This window comes from Microbacterium sp. ZW T5_56 (assembly GCF_044987425.1).
GTDB lineage: Bacteria > Actinomycetota > Actinomycetes > Actinomycetales > Microbacteriaceae > Microbacterium.
The window spans coordinates 1-15806 of sequence record NZ_JBJDRI010000030.1; the positions used below are offsets into that span (position 1 = coordinate 1).

Genomic DNA, 15806 nt, shown 5'->3' on the forward strand with positions numbered 1-15806 from the left:
GGTGGTGGGCTGGGCAGTGGCGGGCTGGTTGGACGGGAAGCGCGCCGAGCGGGCCGAGCGGGACGCGGACGGACGCTGGGGGTGAAGCGAGCCGATTGGACCGGAAGAGCAGTGCCGCCGCGTCGGTGTCCGTGTCGGCGGGCACGTCGGGTACTGGGTGAGCTCAGACGCCCAGACACGACCCGTGTGTGTCCTTCGTGATCAGGTGCTCCGCCACGCCGCATCCCGCCGGCGGTGCTCATCGCGGCGGGGGGGGGGTAGCGCCACAAGCAGGTCTGAGAGTGCGGGATGATCCGTCGCGCCCGAGCACCCGCTCCGGTGTGAGTGGGTCCGGTGTGGATCGGCGGGTGATCTGTCCGGCGAACTCGTCATCGAATCTGCAGGGCGTGCGGAGTTCCCGGATCTGCGTATCGGCGACATGGATCGGGCTCTGCGGGGCATCACGCGGGCCGTCCCGGTGATGATCGCGGCAACCCATGCAGGCCCGTGTCCTCTCCTTCGCGGGCGATAGCGTCCGCAGACAGCGCGTCTCGGCAAGTGCGTCCCGAACAGCCACGAGCGGTGCAGGGGGCTCAGTCGCCGTCCGCGATCACACCCAGCGCCAACCAGGCCCGGTGACCCGGCAGATCATCGGGACGAGCGATCGCGCTCGGCGGGCTGCCACCGCCCTCGTCATCGCCGCTGAGCGGGGCACGAAGAAGGCAAGGGGGAGGTGCGCGTCGTCGGCGCGGTGAGGTATGGATGGGCGTCACCTGTGGAGGAACAAATGAAGGTCGAATCTATCCACTGAGCTGGGGAAAACAGCCTTCGAATGTCGGTGGCCCCGAGTTGAATAGAGCTATGTTCATGAACGGTTCCGAGGCACTCGACCAGGTCGCTGGCGCGGGTCTGGAGCTGGCTCATGCTCTCGTGGAATTGCATGCGAGCCAGGGGGCCGCGACCGACGAAGAGCTCGTTGCCCGATTGCGGGTGCTCGGCGGAGTCTTGCGTTTCGTCGAGGGTGCCCTGCTGCACACCGCAGGCGAGGTTCAGCAGCGCTCATCGTCTCCGGATCGGGGAGCGCGGATGACCACTCGGGTGGGGTGTCGCACGGTGGCGGAGGTGATCGAGCGCGCTGCGGGGGTAAGCGGGCGCACAGCGCGTCAGTGGGCGCGCGCTGCAGGGCTGATCACGCAGCCAACGGATCTGTCCGGCACGGTGTTGCCCGGCCTGTTCCCGGCCGTCGCCGAAGCGGCTCGGTGCGGAGGCCTGGGCGCGGACGGAGTGCTCGCGATCGCCGGCGTCCTGAACGACGCCGCACCGCGGATCGGCGTGGCGGCGGTTCACGAGGCAGAACAGTTTCTCGTTGACCTTGCACGTGGCGGACACACCACGTCGGGCGTCGAAGCTGACGCGGACTCTGATGGCCCCGCGGAGGGAACGCATCTGAGCGCGGCATGGAACGTGTCGTGCCCCGCCTCGGACCTTCACGCGATGTCTCAGGCGGTCCTCATGCGCATCGACCCGGACGGGGTTGAACCGGCCGAGCGCGTCGCGATGCTGAAGCGCGGGATCACGCTCGGTGCCCCGATCGGTGGTCTTGTGCCGATTCGTGGTGCGCTCCTTCCGGAAACCGCAGCACAACTCCAGCTTCTTCTCGACGCGTACAACAACCCCTCAGCGCCGCCGATCCCGGAATCCTCCGGTTCGAGCGAATGCGATTCTGTTCCCGCGCGTGTTGTGGACGCCGCTGGAGCTGGAGCTGGGTCGCGGGCCGGGGCCGGAGCTGGAGTTGGGTCGGGGGCCGGAGCTGGAGTTGGGTCGGGGGCCGGAGCTGGGATCGGAGCTGGAGCCGGGCCGGCGGGCGCCTGCATCTCGGCCGCAGATGTCGGGCTCACCGCTGGGAGCGCGGATGCCGTCCACGCTGCCGTTGCGGATCTGCCGCCCGCTAGCGTCCGCTTCCGCGATTCGACCCAGGTCCTCATGTCGCATCACAGCGACGCCGATGCACAGCCCTGTGTCTGCGGCGCCCGGGAGGCGAATGCAGCACTCGTCGCTGCCGCTGCCGTTACCCCTGCTGGTGCTGGTGCTGGTGCTGGTGTCGACGCCGGTGCCAACGACCGCGGCCGGGACTGGTCTGCCCCGTCGTCGCCCGATTCGATGGCCGAGTCGGAGACTCGCATTGCCTGTGTGTGCCTGCCGTCGCGCGCCGACGACCGGCGCACGCCGGCCCAGAAGCGTCACGACGCGCTGTCTGCGATGCTTCGCATCGCCGCCGAGTCCGGACGCGCTCCCACTCTCCACGGTCACGCACCCACTCTGCTCGTCCGGCTCAACGGCAGTGCTCTCGAGCGGCACGCCGATGCTGTACAGGGCTCCGACGCACAGGTCAGCGGACAGCTCGGTACTGATGCTCGAGCGGGTGACGCCCGCCAGGACCGCAGCCATGCGGGAGTCTCCCACCCCGCCGCGCAGGCAGAACTCGCCGGACTCGAGATCCCGATCACCGTCGCCACGGCCCTTCGCATCACCTGCACTGGCGGCGTCCAGCACCTTCACTACGACACCAACCAGGCGATCACGGCGATCAGCAGCGAGGCCCGCATCTTCACGCCCACACAGCGTCGGGCGATCAACGATCGCGACCGGGAGTGCATCATCCCCGGTTGTCATGTTCCGGCCACCTGGTGCGAGCATCACCATGTCACCGAATGGGCGAACGGCGGACCGACCCACACCAGCAACGGCGTCGCGATCTGCTTCCATCACCATCGCACTCTGGAACAAGCCGGGTGGCGGATTCGCATCCGCGCTGGAGTGCCAGAAGTGCAAGCCCCGCTCCTGTGGGATCCCGATCAACGCTGGATCCGCAAGCCACATCACCACGAACCCCTGCGGTCCTGACGCGACGATCTGCTGTGGCCGTGGCCGTGGCCGTTGCCGTTTGCGGTGCGGGTGCGGTGTCGGTGTCGGTATCGGTATCGGTATTGCTGGTGCTGGTGCTGGTGCTGGTGCTGGTGCTGGTGCTGGTGCTGGTGCTGGTCCTGGTGGCCCGCCACGACGACTCAGCGCCGTCTCGCAATCCGCAGAGCTGCGTCTCCGCAACGCGATCCCCGTTTCTTCTCCCAGCTGCGAGCAGACAGCGGGTGCGCTGGAGGTAGCGACTTGGCCGCGGCCACGGTGGACGTGCGCACCTTCGGCATCGAGCGATCCGTCATGCCATTCCGGACCGGCGGGGTTTCACGTCGTCTTGCGGCCATGCTCGCGGTGTCGCGCAACGGACGCATCCGCGCGTCAGCCTCGGCCATCCCCATTGATCAGTGGGCCCGCAAGCGTCGGAGCGGACCACAGCTCGGTCTCACTTCCGTCGCAGCGTGTCGCCGGATGAGACCGCGAGCCGCGCCGGATCTTTCGCGCTCACGTGTCTGTTCCCAGGCGTGCGTTCTCAGAGGCGCGGTGTCAGGCATCGGTTCTCATGGGTCGTCCGTCGTCACGCATCGGTTCTCACGGGTGGTTCGTCGCGCTTGCGTCCACACGGGTGCGTTCTCACACGTCCGGTCCAGCGCGTCCGCTCCTCAGGCCCGCTCTCCAGCGCCGACGCCCGCCCTTCGCGTTTCGGCGCCGTGCTGGCGCCACGAACGCGCTCGTCCTGGCCAATTGATCGCGGAGGGACCTTATGGCTTCAGTACCGGACACCAGTGCGCGCGGGGGTCGTAGAGCACATGCGCATGCCCGACACCGGGCACATCGTCACCGCGCGCACTGGCGTGCATGGCACTCGCGTGAGCCCCCGTGACCCCAGGCGAGCTCGCGTCGCGCGCACGCTTCGACGCCAGTGGATCCCTACCGGGCGATCGACCGCGTGACCGTGAACTTCGGCGTACGCGATACCTGGGACGTGGGGCCCACGGTGCGCTCGAGTGCGCCGCGATGACGCAGATGCGAGTTGTACACGGTGAGCAGGGTGCCGCCGGAACGAAGCATCCGACCCGCCGCACGGAACAGCGGCTGCGCCATGTCATCGATCACCGCGCGTCCGTCGTGGAACGGCGGATTGAGCAGCACGACATCGACGCTGCGATCCGGGATCCCCTCGCCGGCGTCAGTGTGGACCGTCTCGACGCGATCCGCGACGCCGGCAAGTTCGGCGGTCCGCGAGGTTGAAGAGACAGCAGACCACGAGCGATCCGTCGCGATGACCCGAGCATCGGCGAGGTGTCGCGCCGCCCACACCGCCAGGATCCCGGTTCCGCATCCGAGATCCACCACGGTCGGACGCTCCGGAAGTACAGCGGAGTCGAGCTCGTCACCCAGCACATCGAGCAGCGCTCGGGTTCCGATATCCAGTCGGGTTCCCGCGAACACGGCACCGTGAGCCGCGATGGGAAACTCCAGCCCGCTGACCAGCTCTGACCGAGGATACGCGGGCGACGGCACCGGTCGCGGCCCCGACGCGATCAACGCTCGCGCCTTGCCTCGGCCCCGACTCGCGGATACCTCGACGAACGATGCACGGAGGCGGTCGTTCATCCCCCGCTCCAGATCCTTCTCGCGAGCGGCGAGCACAACGAGGACGTCCGGATCGGCGAATCGAGCCGCGAGGCCAGCGATCTCATCGACTCCGGCGAGTGTCTGGGGAAGCTCACCGATGACGAGCGTCACCTCGGTGACGAGCTCCGCAACCAGTCCCTGGCGCTCGCAGCCCGCAGGCGCAGCGACATCGACGGGCGTGTGTTCATCGAACAAGCGGACCGAAGCGTTGAAACGCTCGAGCACGGCAGTCGCCAATGCGTCGTCCCCGATCACCGCGATCGTGCCGCTGCGCGCAAAACCGCCGCGGGTCGCGTCGCGTTCGAACGCCTCATCCAGGGCGAGAAGAGTGGCGGGGGACAGGGCGTCAGTCACACTCCATGCTCCCACGAGGCTGCGGACTCCGCGCGGCCGTTGCTCACGGACGTGGTCCTATCGCCTGAGTACAGGGGCCGACGCCTCGCCGAACCCCCGTGCTCCGGACCTCAGGCTCTCGAAAGCTCGCGCCTCGAAACCTCGCGCCCGCGGACCGAGAAGCGATCGAAAACCAGAGACATTCGACGGATCTCCCGCCTCGGGACTTCGGACCTTCGGATCCTCACGAAACCTCAGACTCGCGAAACTCGACGCATGCGAGAACCCCAGGACCTCAACAACTCAGCCCCCCAAACCCACAGGCCTCAAACCTCAAACCCCGAAACCTCGAGGCCGCGCGACACCTCACCCCACAGCAGGCGCCGTGGACGATGACCGCACCACAAGGGTGGTCGAAAGCTCCGTATGCGCCGCCAGGCGTTGACCCGCACGGGAGCGGATCAGCGCGTCGACCGCCGCGCTTCCCATCTGCGCCAGTGGCTGACGGATGGTCGTGAGCGGCGGGTCGGTCCACTGCGAGTGCGGGATGTCGTCGAAACCGACGACCGAGATGTCGTCCGGGATGCGCAGTCCATGCTCGCGCAGGGCGCGGATCGAGCCCAGTGCGCTGTCGTCACTGGCCGCGAAGATCGCCGTCGGGCGTTCGGTGAGCGCGAGCAGCTGCCGCGCAGCCGCATAGCCCTGATCGACGCCGTAGTGGGTGCGGATCACGAGCTCATCGTCCACCGGCACACCGGACTGCAGCATCGCGGCCTGGAAGCCGGCGAGACGCGCGATGCCGTTCGCCTGATCCAGCGGACCGGTAATCGTGGCGATCCGGCGGTGGCCCAATGAGATGAGGTGCTGTGCGGCATCGAACGCGCCCTGGAAGTTGGTCGCCGCGACAGAGTAGGTTCCCTCCGGCACCCGACGCAGCGGGTCGACGATGACCAGGGGAATTCCGGCCTCCGCCAGCAGTTGGCGCGCTTCTTCGCTCGGGACGCCGACCACGCTCAGTAGTCCGTCCGATCCGCGTTCCAGCGCGTGATGCACCCAGTCGTCACAGTTTTCCGGATCGGGATCGACGGTCAACACCAGATCCTTGTCGTGCCGTTTGGATGCCTCTGCGGCGCCACGGACCACGGCCTCGGACCATGCCCGATCGAGATCGACGATGCGGACATCGAGGAAGCCGGTTGTGACTCGGGGGCGCGAGCGGACGGTGTACCCGTGGCGGGTGAGCACCTCCGCCACGCGCTTTCGTGTCGCGCTGGCCACGTCCGGCCGGGAGTTGAGCACTTTCGAGACCGTGGGGACGGAGACGCCCGCCTCTTCGGCGATCTGGGCGAGCTGGACTGCCATAGTTCCCTTTCGCAGACTTTCCGAAAAACCTTATCGTGATCGTGATCAAAACGCAGAATCATTCTGAGAAAAACCTCTGGACCAATCCGCATCAACGGATCTATAGTTCCACGAGAGGGTTCGAAATTTCGAGCCTCTGTTTCGAAGTCACGAAGGAGTGAGCATGCGCAGGACACGAGTCACCGCAACGGCGGCCATGGTGCTCGGTGCCGCACTGGTACTGAGCGGCTGCGGCCGCGGCGCCGACGGCGCAACGGGGGGCACGGACAGCGGCGCGGGTGCCGCAGCTGAGGGCAAGGCCTCGGGGACCATTGAGATCTGGACCGCGGGAGGCCATGCCGACAACCTGCAGAAGCTCGCCAAGACCTGGCTCGCCGACAACCCGGACGCGACGCTGAAGGTCACCGACATCCCGTGGGACCAGGTGATCACGAAGATCCAGACCGCGACCGCTGCGGGCACGGGGCCGGACATCATCATGACGGGTTCCGATCAGACCGCGACGGCCATCGGGATGGGCGGATTCGATAAGGTGCCTGACGGTGTGTACAAGGCGGACGACTTCTACTCGGCGGCCATCGACTCGGTGACCGGCCCGGACGGAATGTACGCGATGCCCTGGTACGTCGAGACGCGCTTCCTCTTCTATCGCAAGGACCTCGCCGAGCAGCTCGGGCTGTCGGCGCCCACCACATGGGATGAGATGGAGGCCATGGCCGCGGCCTTCAAGGGCCGCCCTGGCGGTACGTATGGTCTCAGCCTGCCCAAGCCCACCGAATCGCCGGCGCAGGTGATCGTGCCTTTCGTGGCACAGGCGGGCGGCAGCATGACCGACGGCGACAAGTGGACCATCGACAGCCCGGAGTTCATCCAGGCGCTGGACTTCTACGCTGGCTTCTACACGCGAGGTGAGGCGCCGGCCGAGACCACGGATGCCACCTTCGAGAACGGCGGCACGCCGATGCTCATCTCGGGTCCGTGGATGCTCGACGTCTACAAGGAGCTCATCGACAAGGGAACCGCGCCCGCGGGCTTCACGATGGACTCCGTGGGCTATGCGGTCTCGCCGGCTGGCCCCGGGGGCAACAACGACCAGTACATCGGCGGCGGCAACCTCGGTGTCTTCTCCGCTTCCCAGAACAAGGAGGCGGCGTGGTCGCTGCTGTCCTGGATGGGTGAGGCCGAGCAGCAGCAGGCCTGGTACGGCCTGCAGAAGGAACTGCCCGCGAACATCGCCGCGGGCGATGACACCGCCATTCAGGAGAACCCCGTCACCAAGACCCTGATGGAGCAGATGCAGGACACCGTGGCTCCGCCGAACTACCCGGCATGGTCGCAGATCTCCGACCTGATCAGCAAGTACTCCGAACAGGTCGCGCGTGGCGAGCTCTCCAGTGCCGAAGCGGCGAAGCAGATCCAGTCCCAGGCCGACACGATCGGCTTCGGATGGTGACATCCATCGCGCGGCGGCCGGGGAAGACCCCTTCCCTGGCCGCCCAGCGCCGCCGCTCCGCGCTCATCGCCTGGGTGTTCGTGTCGCCGTTCGTGCTCACGTTCGGTGTCTTCAGCCTCATCCCGCTGGTGAGTTCGCTCGCGATGTCGTTCACGGATCTGCGTGCCCGCGACATCCGCACCCCGTTCGATGTGAACTTCGTCGGGCTCGAGAACTTCGTCTCGGTCCTCACAAACGAATCGTTCCTGCGGGCGCTGCGCAACACGCTGATGTTCGTGGTGATCGGAGTGCCGATCACACTGTTCATCGCGCTGGTTCTGGCCGTGCTGCTGAACTCGTTGAGCCGCCGCGTGGCCACTTTCTTCCGCGTGGGCTATTACACCCCGGTCATCACGACCATCGTCGCGGTAGCCGTGGTCTGGCGCATCATGTATCAGGACACCGGCGTGATCAACACCATGCTGGGCTGGATCGGAATCGACGGGCCCAACTGGCTGAGCGATCCCAACACAGCGCTGCTGGCGATCACGATCATGGCGATCTGGCGCAACATCGGATCCTCGATGGTGATCTTCCTGGCCGGCCTGCAGAGCATCCCGGCGGATATCAATGAGGCAGCCTCCATCGACGGCGCGACTGCGGTGCAGAAGTTCTTCCGCGTGACCATCCCGATGATGATGCCGACCATCCTGCTCAACACCATTCTGGTGACCACCGGCTACATGCAGTTCTTCGATGAGCCGTTCGTGATGACCAATGGCGGCCCGCTGGAGTCCACCACCTCCATCGCGCTACAGGTCTACAACCAGTTCGAGTACGGCAACTACTCCGTCGGAGCCGCGGGGGCCTACATCCTCTTCGTGCTTGTCGGGGTTCTCGCCCTGATCCAGTTCCGCTTCTTCCGACAGAGGACCTGACATGACAGCTCTCGATACAGCCGCGCGCGTCGCGGTGACCGCACCCGTCCCCGACCGTCCTCGACGCAAGCCGTTCCGCTGGGGAAACCTCGTGGTGATGGTGATCCTGTCGATCGGACTGGCCGCCACCATCCTGCCCTTCATCTGGATGGTGCTCGGCGCCTTCAAGACCAAGGCCGAGATCATGTCGCGTCCGGTGACCTGGTGGCCGAAGAGTCCGACTCTGGACAACTTCGCCGCCTGGTTCTTTCAGTTCGACATCCTGCGTCCGTTCCTCAACTCGGTGCTGCTGGCCGTGGCCACAGTCGCCACCACGCTGCTGTTCTCCTCGATGGTGGGCTGGGCGCTGGCGAAGATGCGCTTCCCGGGCAAGAACGCGATCATCGTGGTGGTGCTGGCGACGATGTTCGTCCCCGGCATCGTCACGCTGATCCCGCAGTTCGTGCTGGTGGCCAACCTCGGGATGGTGAACACCTACTGGGGGTTGATCCTGCCGAGCATGGTGGGCGCATTCGGAGTCTTCCTGATGCGTCAGTTCATGCTGGAAATCCCCGACTCGCTGTTGGATGCCGCGCGCATCGACGGCGCGGGGGAGTTTCGCACGTTCTTCCAGATCGTGCTCCCGCTGTGCAAAGCGCCGCTGGCGACGCTCGCGATCTTCACCTTCATGGGATCGTGGAACAGTTTCCTGTGGCCGCTGATCATCTCCCAGGATGACTCGATGTACACCCTCCCCGTCTCTCTCGCGCTCTTCTCGGCGGAGGCGGGCGGTCACGGAGCCGACTACGGCCTGCAGATGGCCGGATCGTTCCTGATCGTGATCCCGGTGCTGGTGCTGTTCATCGCCATGCAGAAGCACTTCATCCAGGGCATCGCGATGACCGGAATTAAGTGACAACAACAAGACGGGCACCCGCGATCAGCGGGTGCCCGTCTTGTCGTGTGCCTGGCGTCAGCCGATCTGTGACTGCACCCGTCGCGTGACCTCGGCGATCGGCATCGAGCGGGGGAACACTGCGACTACGACGTCGTCCTCGGCGGCGCGCGTGCCGTCCGGGTGCACGCCGAACCGGTGCAGCGCGTCATCCAGGGCTGCCCGCAGCGTCGCCGCGGGCACCTTCCGGCCGCGCAGCATCTGTCGCAGCACGTGATTGTGAACGGCGGCGACCAACGCTGCGAAGCCCACCGCGTCTACCGGATCGAGCCCCGGCAGAGCCGCGCGCAGGTACTCGTCGAACAGGCGCTCGTAGCGGAACACGGTCACGATCTCGCGTTCGCGAAGGGCCGGGATCCGCCGCACCAGCTCGTAGCGCTTGCGCGCCACGTCGATGTCGGCGGTGAAGTGCTTGAACACCAGCATGGCGCCGTCGGTCACGGCCACCCACGGGTTCTCGTGCCGGTCATCGAGGAAGGCCCGCGCCTCGGCGAGAACGTATTCGTGGTCTGCGAACACCACGTCATCCTTGCCGCCGAACTGGCGGAAGAACGTGGAGCGGGAGACGCCGGCCGCCTTCGCGATCTGATCGACCGAGGTCTGCTCGAAACCCTGCTCCTCGAAGAGGGTGAGGGCGGCGGCCACCACGGACGAGACGTCTGCGGTGCTCTGGCGTGGTGTGCTCATGGGACGAGGGTACTGCGATACGCGGTGTCGTGAAAGCTGAAACTCAGTATCAGCTCAGAGGGTTCCGCGACCGGATGTCGTCAAGCATCGCCTTCGGCATCGCGAAGGCGCCGAAGGAGAGGTTGATCATGAGGGCCAGCTCCGGGTTCATGCCGGTGATGACGTTGCGTCCGTTCATCGGCACGCCGAACTTCGCCACATCACCCGTGTGCTCCAGCGCTCCGGCGGTGCTGGCGACCACCATGTAATCGACCTCATCCACGCGCGAGATGACGGGGTCGATCGTGCCGCCCTCGGGATCGGTCACCGACGGGACGTAGACGGTCGCCTCGAGGAAGGCATCCACCAGCTCGATGTGGGTGGCCTCTCCGGCCTCGGCGCGCGATGCCAGCTCAGCGAGCAGGTCGGACGGATCGGAGAGTGCTGGGGCCTGGTCGGCGGCGGGGCCGAAGGCGGAAGCGGACTCGGGTGAGGGGGTGGCGCTGTCGTTCATCCCTCCGATTCTCCCAGATGTACGCCCGGTTCGCGTGTGCACCGATCGCCGGGGGCGTCCGCGGGCGTACAGGCGGAGGTAGTAGGCTGTGATACCGGTCGTTATCTCGATATCGAGAGACTTTTTCCAGATCGCAGCCCACCGGAGGAACAACAGTGGATCTGTACGAGTACCAGGCACGTGACCTTTTCGAAAAGTACGGGGTGCCGGTTCTCGCCGGTATCGTCGCCGAGACTCCTGAGGAGGCGAAGGCGGCCGCCGAGAAGATCGGAACCAGTGTCGTCGTCGTCAAAGCTCAGGTGAAGACCGGCGGCCGCGGCAAGGCCGGTGGTGTCAAGGTCGCGAAGTCGCCGCAGGAGGCCTACGAAGCCGCCGAGGCCATTCTCGGAATGGACATCAAGGGCCACACGGTCAACAAGGTGATGGTCGCCGCGGGCGCCGACATCAAGCAGGAGTTCTACTTCTCCGTGTTGCTGGACCGCGCCAACCGCTCCTACCTGAGCCTGTGCTCGGTCGAGGGCGGCATGGAGATCGAGGTCCTCGCGGTCGAGAAGCCCGAGGCTCTCGCTCGCGTCGAGGTGAACCCGCTGACGGGCATCGACAAGGACAAGGCCCTGGAGATCGCCAAGCAGGCGAACTTCCCTGAGGAGCTCATCGACGCCGTCTCCGACGTGTTCGTCAAGCTGTTCGACGTGTACAAGGGTGAGGACGCCACGCTCGTCGAGGTGAACCCGCTGGTGCTCACCGGTTCGGGTGAGGTCGTCGCGCTGGACGGCAAGGTCTCGCTGGACGACAACGCGTCCGAGATCCGCCACCCCGAGCACGAGGAGCTGGTCGACGAGGCCACCGAGAACCCGCTCGAGGCGAAGGCTAAGGCAGCCGGGCTGAACTACGTCAAGCTCGACGGTCAGGTCGGCATCATCGGCAACGGCGCGGGTCTGGTTATGTCCACCCTCGACGTCGTCGCGTACGCCGGTGAGAACCACGGCAGCGTGAAGCCCGCCAACTTCCTCGACATCGGTGGCGGTGCGTCCGCGGATGTCATGGCCGCGGGTCTGGATGTCATCCTCGGTGACGAGCAGGTCAAGAGCGTGTTCGTGAACGTGTTCGGCGGCATCACCGCGTGTGACGCGGTCGCCAACGGCATCAAGGGCGCCCTGGAGAAGCTGGGCTCCGCTGCCACGAAGCCCCTGGTCGTCCGCCTGGACGGCAACAAGGTGGAGGAGGGTCGTGCCATCCTCGCCGAGTACGCGCACCCGCTGGTCACCCTCGCCGCCACCATGGACGAGGGCGCCGACAAGGCCGCCGAGCTGGCCAACGCCTGATCGCCTCGGACTCGGATTCAAAGGACTAGAGATATGTCGATCTACATCAACAAGGACTCCAAGGTCATCGTCCAGGGCATCACCGGCGGCGAGGGAACCAAGCACACCGCGCTCATGCTCAAGGCCGGCACCAACATCGTCGGCGGCGTGAACGCCCGCAAGGCCGGCACCACCGTGTCGCACGTGGACAAGGACGGCAACGCCGTCGAGCTTCCCGTGTTCGCCTCGGTCGAGGAGGCCATCGCGGCCACCGGCGCCGACGTCTCGATCGCCTTCGTGCCGGGTGCTCACACCCGCTCCGCGATGATCGAGGCCATCGACGCCGAGATCCCGCTGCTCGTGGTCATCACCGAGGGCGTTCCGGTCGGTGACTCCGCCGAGGCCTGGGCCTACGCCACCGAGAAGGGCAACAAGACCCGCATCATCGGTCCGAACTGCCCCGGCATCATCACCCCCGGCGAGTCGCTGGTGGGCATCACGCCCGCCAACATCGCGGGCAAGGGCCCGATCGGCCTGGTGTCCAAGTCGGGCACGCTGACCTACCAGATGATGTTCGAGCTGCGCGACTACGGCTTCTCCACCGCCATCGGCATCGGCGGTGACCCGGTCATCGGCACCACCCACATCGACGCGCTCGCCGCGTTCGAGGCGGACCCGGAGACCAAGGCCATCGTCATGATCGGTGAGATCGGTGGCGACGCCGAAGAGCGTGCTGCCGAGTTCATCAAGGCCAACGTGACCAAGCCGGTCGTCGGCTATGTTGCCGGCTTCACCGCGCCGGAGGGCAAGACCATGGGTCACGCCGGCGCGATCGTCTCCGGCTCCGCCGGAACCGCGCAGGCGAAGAAGGAGGCCCTCGAGGCCGCTGGTGTGAAGGTCGGCAAGACGCCGTCCGAGACCGCCGCACTCATGCGTGAGATCATCGCCGCACTGTAAGCGAATCGTTCGAAGGCTCCCGGGAGTGATCCCGGGAGCCTTCGTCGTTGCGCCACGGAGTATTCTGCGACGATGGCGATCGATGACGCGGTGATGGACTGGCTGCTGGACTCCGACCCTGCCCTGCGCTGGCAGGTGGAGCGAGACCTGCTGGGTGCTCCCGAGGACCAGTGGCGCTCGACGCGCGCGCGAGTGGCCTCCGAGGGGTTTGGCGCGGCGCTGCTTGCCCGTCAGGACCCCGACGGACAGTGGGCGGGCGGGTCGTACTTTCCCGCCGGGTTCTTCACGAGTCCGGAGCGCGAGCAGCCCGGCCAGCCCTGGGTCGCGACGACCTGGTCGTTGAAGGATCTGCGCGAGTGGGGAGTGGATCCCTCTGAGCTCGGCGACACCGCGGCTCGCATCGCCGCGAACAGCCGCTGGGACTACGACGACCTGCCGTACTGGGGCGGTGAGGTCGACGTCTGCATCAACTCCTTCACGCTGGCCTCCGGGGCATGGCTGGGCGCCGATGTGTCGCAGCTGGTCACCTGGTTCGCCGAGCACCAGCTCGCCGACGGCGGCTGGAACTGCGAGGCCGAGGAGGGCGACTCGGTCCGCTCCTCCTTCCACTCGACGCTTAATGCCCTGCGCGGAATGCTGGCGTACGAGAAGCACACCGGCGACGCCAGCCTCCGCGAGGTGCGGCACCGGGGTGAGGAGTATCTGTTGGAGCGGCGACTGCTGTATCGGGCCTCCACCGGTGAGCGTGTGGGCGACTTCGTCGGACAGTTCATCAGCCCGAGTCGGTGGCGCTACAGCGCGCTGGCCGCGCTGGACTACTTCCGAGAGGCGTCGATCCACGATGGCCGGGAACCGGATCCGCGTCTGGCGGACGCGATCGCGCTGGTGCGTGCCGCGCGCCAGGAGGACGGGCGTTGGCTGCAGGGCGGGCACCTGGACGGGCGCGTCTGGTTCGACGTGGACGTGACGCCCGGGGCGCCATCGCGCTGGCTGACGCTCATCGGCACGCGGGTGCTCGACTGGTGGGACGCGTCAGGCGCCGACGCGCGCTGACCGCTCAGCCAGCGTCGACGATCGAGCGCAGCGCCTCGGGGAGATCGGGGTGCCGGAAGGTGAACCCGGCGTTCGTGAGGGTCTCGGGCAGCACCCAGCGCGACTTCAGGATGAGTTCGGTCTCGGTGCGGATCAGGATCGCACCGATCTCGCTCACCCATCGCGGCATCGGCGGACCGATCACGGCTCCGGACACCCGGCGCACCTCGCGCATCAGTTCGCGATTGGTCACCGGGTTCGGCGCGGAGGCGTTGATCGGCCCGGACAGGTCATTGCGCTCTTCGATCAGTTCGATGGCGCGGGCCAGATCGTCGAGGTGGATCCAGCTGAAGCGCTGTTCGCCGCGGCGGGATCCGGAGACGTGCGCTGTGCCGGCTTCGCGACGTGAGCGGCTGACGGGCCACCACCCATCCCAGGCCGATCCGCCCAAGCCGCGGCGTGCGAGGGCGCGCAGCATGGCGAACACTCCGCCGTCGCCGAGCACGATCGCGGTGCGCAGGGCGACGCGGCGCGTGGTGGGCAGCGCGTCGGCCATCAGCGCACGCTCCCACGCCTGAGCCACGGAAACGGAGAAGCCGCTGCCCGACTCTCCCGTCGACTCAGTCTGCGGGCGATCCATCGCATGCCGGTAGATCGTGGCCGTGGAGGAGTTGATCCACACCGGCGGGGGAGTCGTCGCCGTAGCGATCGCGCGGGAGAGCGCGGCCGTGGTGTCCAGCCGCGAGCGAAAGATCTCGGCGCGATTCGTCGCGTTGTAGCGGCAGTTCACGCTCTTTCCGGCAAGCCCGATCACGAGGCCGGCACCATCGATCGCGCGACGGATGCCCTCAGGGTCATTCCAGGTGACGTCGCAGCCGTGGCGTCCGATCGTGACGACCTCGCGCCCGGCGTCCCGGTAGCGGCGAACCAGATGAGCGCCGACGAAGCCGTTCGCGCCGCCGATGACCACGCGTCCGCCGGTCATGCTTCCTCCTCGATGTCGTACCAGCGGAACGAACCGCGGTACTCGTACACGCGCCCGAAGAGCGGCAGATCCAGCGTGAACGACATCCCCTGCCGATCGCCTTCGGGGTACTCGACGATGCGGATGCGCGCGCGGAACCATGGCGGAGTCCCCAGCCGCAGCCGGCCGATCCGCAGGCCGATGCGTGAGCTGGTGATCGTCAGCTTCTCATCGATGACGTCCAGATCGAACCGTGCGGCCACACGGGTCGGCAGCCCGATCGCATCTGCCGTTCCGTCGCCGCTTCGGGCAACGATATCGGTGGTCGTGAAATCGCCGGTCGGGAGGTGGAAGGTGCGCACACCGATCCCTCGGTCTCCCACGGTGCGGTTCACCACGGTGAACGGAACATCGCGCCAGAATCCTGCCGGCACGATGCCGCTGCGCTGCAGGGGCCGAAGCAGCGGCCAGAGCCAACGTCGGGGCGTGCCCACGACATGGAACACGCCCTCGCCGCGGCCGACGTGCCCCGCGGGAATCGTGTCGAAGTATCGCTGCAGCGCCGGCGCGAGCCGGGCTCGGCGGTCGCCGAGAGCCGCCGCATACGGTGAGATCGGTCGTGTCATCATGCCCCCGGACACCTATCTGAACGCGTTCAGTTTCGTCTCTTCGACGTATCGTGTCAAATCGCGCGTCAGACGCTGACGCGCGCTGAGCAGTCAGCGAGCCTCAGCGATCGAGCGCAGCACGTCGTCGCGCTCTTCGCGTCAACGCGACCTGGGGGAAGCGCGCCGCGCATGCCCGAGATTCCTGCGAACTCGGCCATGCGCGGCGGAAGGG

Annotated in this window: 14 protein-coding genes; 8 read left to right on the top strand and 6 right to left on the bottom strand. The window is 66.9% G+C overall.

Translation table 11 applies throughout. The features are described from left to right. Positions 1-840: 840 nt before the first annotated feature. Both ACI3KU_RS14090 and ACI3KU_RS14095 read left to right on the top strand, forming a co-directional pair. Positions 841-2883, top strand: a complete 2043-nt coding sequence (locus tag ACI3KU_RS14090) for a DUF222 domain-containing protein (RefSeq protein ID WP_404922937.1) — start codon at positions 841-843, stop codon at positions 2881-2883. 14 nt (positions 2884-2897) lie between these two features. Continuing rightward, entirely contained in the window at positions 2898-3140 is a 243-nt protein-coding gene (locus tag ACI3KU_RS14095; RefSeq protein WP_404922938.1) for a hypothetical protein, read from the top strand. A gap of 682 nt (positions 3141-3822) precedes the next feature. Here the strand turns inward: ACI3KU_RS14095 and ACI3KU_RS14100 are convergent. Both ACI3KU_RS14100 and ACI3KU_RS14105 read right to left on the bottom strand, forming a co-directional pair. Then, positions 3823-4884: a class I SAM-dependent methyltransferase gene (locus ACI3KU_RS14100; RefSeq protein WP_404922939.1), complete on the bottom strand. Its 1062-nt coding sequence runs from the start codon at positions 4882-4884 to the stop codon at positions 3823-3825. A 345-nt stretch (positions 4885-5229) separates the two neighbouring features. Beyond that, entirely contained in the window at positions 5230-6225 is a 996-nt protein-coding gene (locus ACI3KU_RS14105) for a LacI family DNA-binding transcriptional regulator (RefSeq protein ID WP_404922940.1), read from the bottom strand. 163 nt (positions 6226-6388) lie between these two features. Here ACI3KU_RS14105 and ACI3KU_RS14110 point away from each other — a divergent pair, with 163 nt between their 5' ends. The 3 genes from ACI3KU_RS14110 to ACI3KU_RS14120 are packed head-to-tail and all read left to right on the top strand — an operon-like array spanning position 6389 to position 9490. Beyond that, entirely contained in the window at positions 6389-7678 is a 1290-nt protein-coding gene (locus ACI3KU_RS14110) for an extracellular solute-binding protein (protein WP_404922941.1), read from the top strand. Beyond that, entirely contained in the window at positions 7672-8595 is a 924-nt protein-coding gene (locus ACI3KU_RS14115; protein WP_404922942.1) for a carbohydrate ABC transporter permease, read from the top strand. Before ACI3KU_RS14110 ends, ACI3KU_RS14115 begins: the two co-directional genes overlap by 7 nt. Before the next feature lies 1 nt (position 8596). Then, entirely contained in the window at positions 8597-9490 is an 894-nt protein-coding gene (locus ACI3KU_RS14120; RefSeq protein ID WP_404922943.1) for a carbohydrate ABC transporter permease, read from the top strand. 57 nt (positions 9491-9547) lie between these two features. Here the strand turns inward: ACI3KU_RS14120 and ACI3KU_RS14125 are convergent, their stop codons facing one another. Continuing rightward, the gene (locus ACI3KU_RS14125; protein ID WP_404922944.1) at positions 9548-10216 is read right to left on the bottom strand and encodes a TetR/AcrR family transcriptional regulator; all 669 of its coding nucleotides are present in this window, start codon (positions 10214-10216) and stop codon (positions 9548-9550) included. A gap of 49 nt (positions 10217-10265) precedes the next feature. Further along, entirely contained in the window at positions 10266-10709 is a 444-nt protein-coding gene (locus ACI3KU_RS14130) for a hypothetical protein (RefSeq protein WP_404922945.1), read from the bottom strand. A 155-nt stretch (positions 10710-10864) separates the two neighbouring features. Here ACI3KU_RS14130 and sucC point away from each other — a divergent pair, with 155 nt between their 5' ends. From sucC to ACI3KU_RS14145, 3 genes are all read left to right on the top strand, one after another. Next, positions 10865-12034 (top strand): ADP-forming succinate--CoA ligase subunit beta, encoded by a 1170-nt coding sequence (gene sucC, locus ACI3KU_RS14135; RefSeq protein WP_404922946.1) that lies wholly within the window; start codon positions 10865-10867, stop codon positions 12032-12034. A 33-nt stretch (positions 12035-12067) separates the two neighbouring features. After that, positions 12068-12970, top strand: coding sequence for a succinate--CoA ligase subunit alpha (sucD, locus tag ACI3KU_RS14140; RefSeq protein WP_404922947.1), 903 nt, complete (start codon positions 12068-12070; stop codon positions 12968-12970). 72 nt (positions 12971-13042) lie between these two features. Beyond that, complete coding sequence (locus ACI3KU_RS14145; RefSeq protein WP_404922948.1) at positions 13043-14023, top strand: squalene cyclase; 981 nt, start codon at positions 13043-13045, stop codon at positions 14021-14023. 4 nt (positions 14024-14027) lie between these two features. On the opposite strand, the gene ACI3KU_RS14150 is transcribed toward ACI3KU_RS14145, so the two are convergent. Both ACI3KU_RS14150 and ACI3KU_RS14155 read right to left on the bottom strand, forming a co-directional pair. Continuing rightward, complete coding sequence (locus ACI3KU_RS14150) at positions 14028-14987, bottom strand: epimerase (RefSeq protein WP_404922949.1); 960 nt, start codon at positions 14985-14987, stop codon at positions 14028-14030. Beyond that, positions 14984-15595, bottom strand: coding sequence for a DUF4166 domain-containing protein (locus tag ACI3KU_RS14155; protein ID WP_404922950.1), 612 nt, complete (start codon positions 15593-15595; stop codon positions 14984-14986). Before ACI3KU_RS14155 ends, ACI3KU_RS14150 begins: the two co-directional genes overlap by 4 nt. Positions 15596-15806: the final 211 nt, after the last annotated feature.

Coding starts and splice junctions, on each gene's coding strand:
- ACI3KU_RS14155 (WP_404922950.1), bottom strand. CDS start 15,595: ATGATGACACGACCGATCTCACCGTATGCGGCGGCTCTCGGCGACCGC.
- ACI3KU_RS14125 (WP_404922944.1), bottom strand. CDS start 10,216: ATGAGCACACCACGCCAGAGCACCGCAGACGTCTCGTCCGTGGTGGCC.
- ACI3KU_RS14105 (WP_404922940.1), bottom strand. CDS start 6,225: ATGGCAGTCCAGCTCGCCCAGATCGCCGAAGAGGCGGGCGTCTCCGTC.
- ACI3KU_RS14115 (WP_404922942.1), top strand. CDS start 7,672: ATGGTGACATCCATCGCGCGGCGGCCGGGGAAGACCCCTTCCCTGGCC.
- ACI3KU_RS14110 (WP_404922941.1), top strand. CDS start 6,389: ATGCGCAGGACACGAGTCACCGCAACGGCGGCCATGGTGCTCGGTGCC.
- ACI3KU_RS14120 (WP_404922943.1), top strand. CDS start 8,597: ATGACAGCTCTCGATACAGCCGCGCGCGTCGCGGTGACCGCACCCGTC.
- ACI3KU_RS14090 (WP_404922937.1), top strand. CDS start 841: ATGTTCATGAACGGTTCCGAGGCACTCGACCAGGTCGCTGGCGCGGGT.
- sucD (WP_404922947.1), top strand. CDS start 12,068: ATGTCGATCTACATCAACAAGGACTCCAAGGTCATCGTCCAGGGCATC.
- ACI3KU_RS14130 (WP_404922945.1), bottom strand. CDS start 10,709: ATGAACGACAGCGCCACCCCCTCACCCGAGTCCGCTTCCGCCTTCGGC.
- ACI3KU_RS14145 (WP_404922948.1), top strand. CDS start 13,043: ATGGCGATCGATGACGCGGTGATGGACTGGCTGCTGGACTCCGACCCT.
- ACI3KU_RS14150 (WP_404922949.1), bottom strand. CDS start 14,987: ATGACCGGCGGACGCGTGGTCATCGGCGGCGCGAACGGCTTCGTCGGC.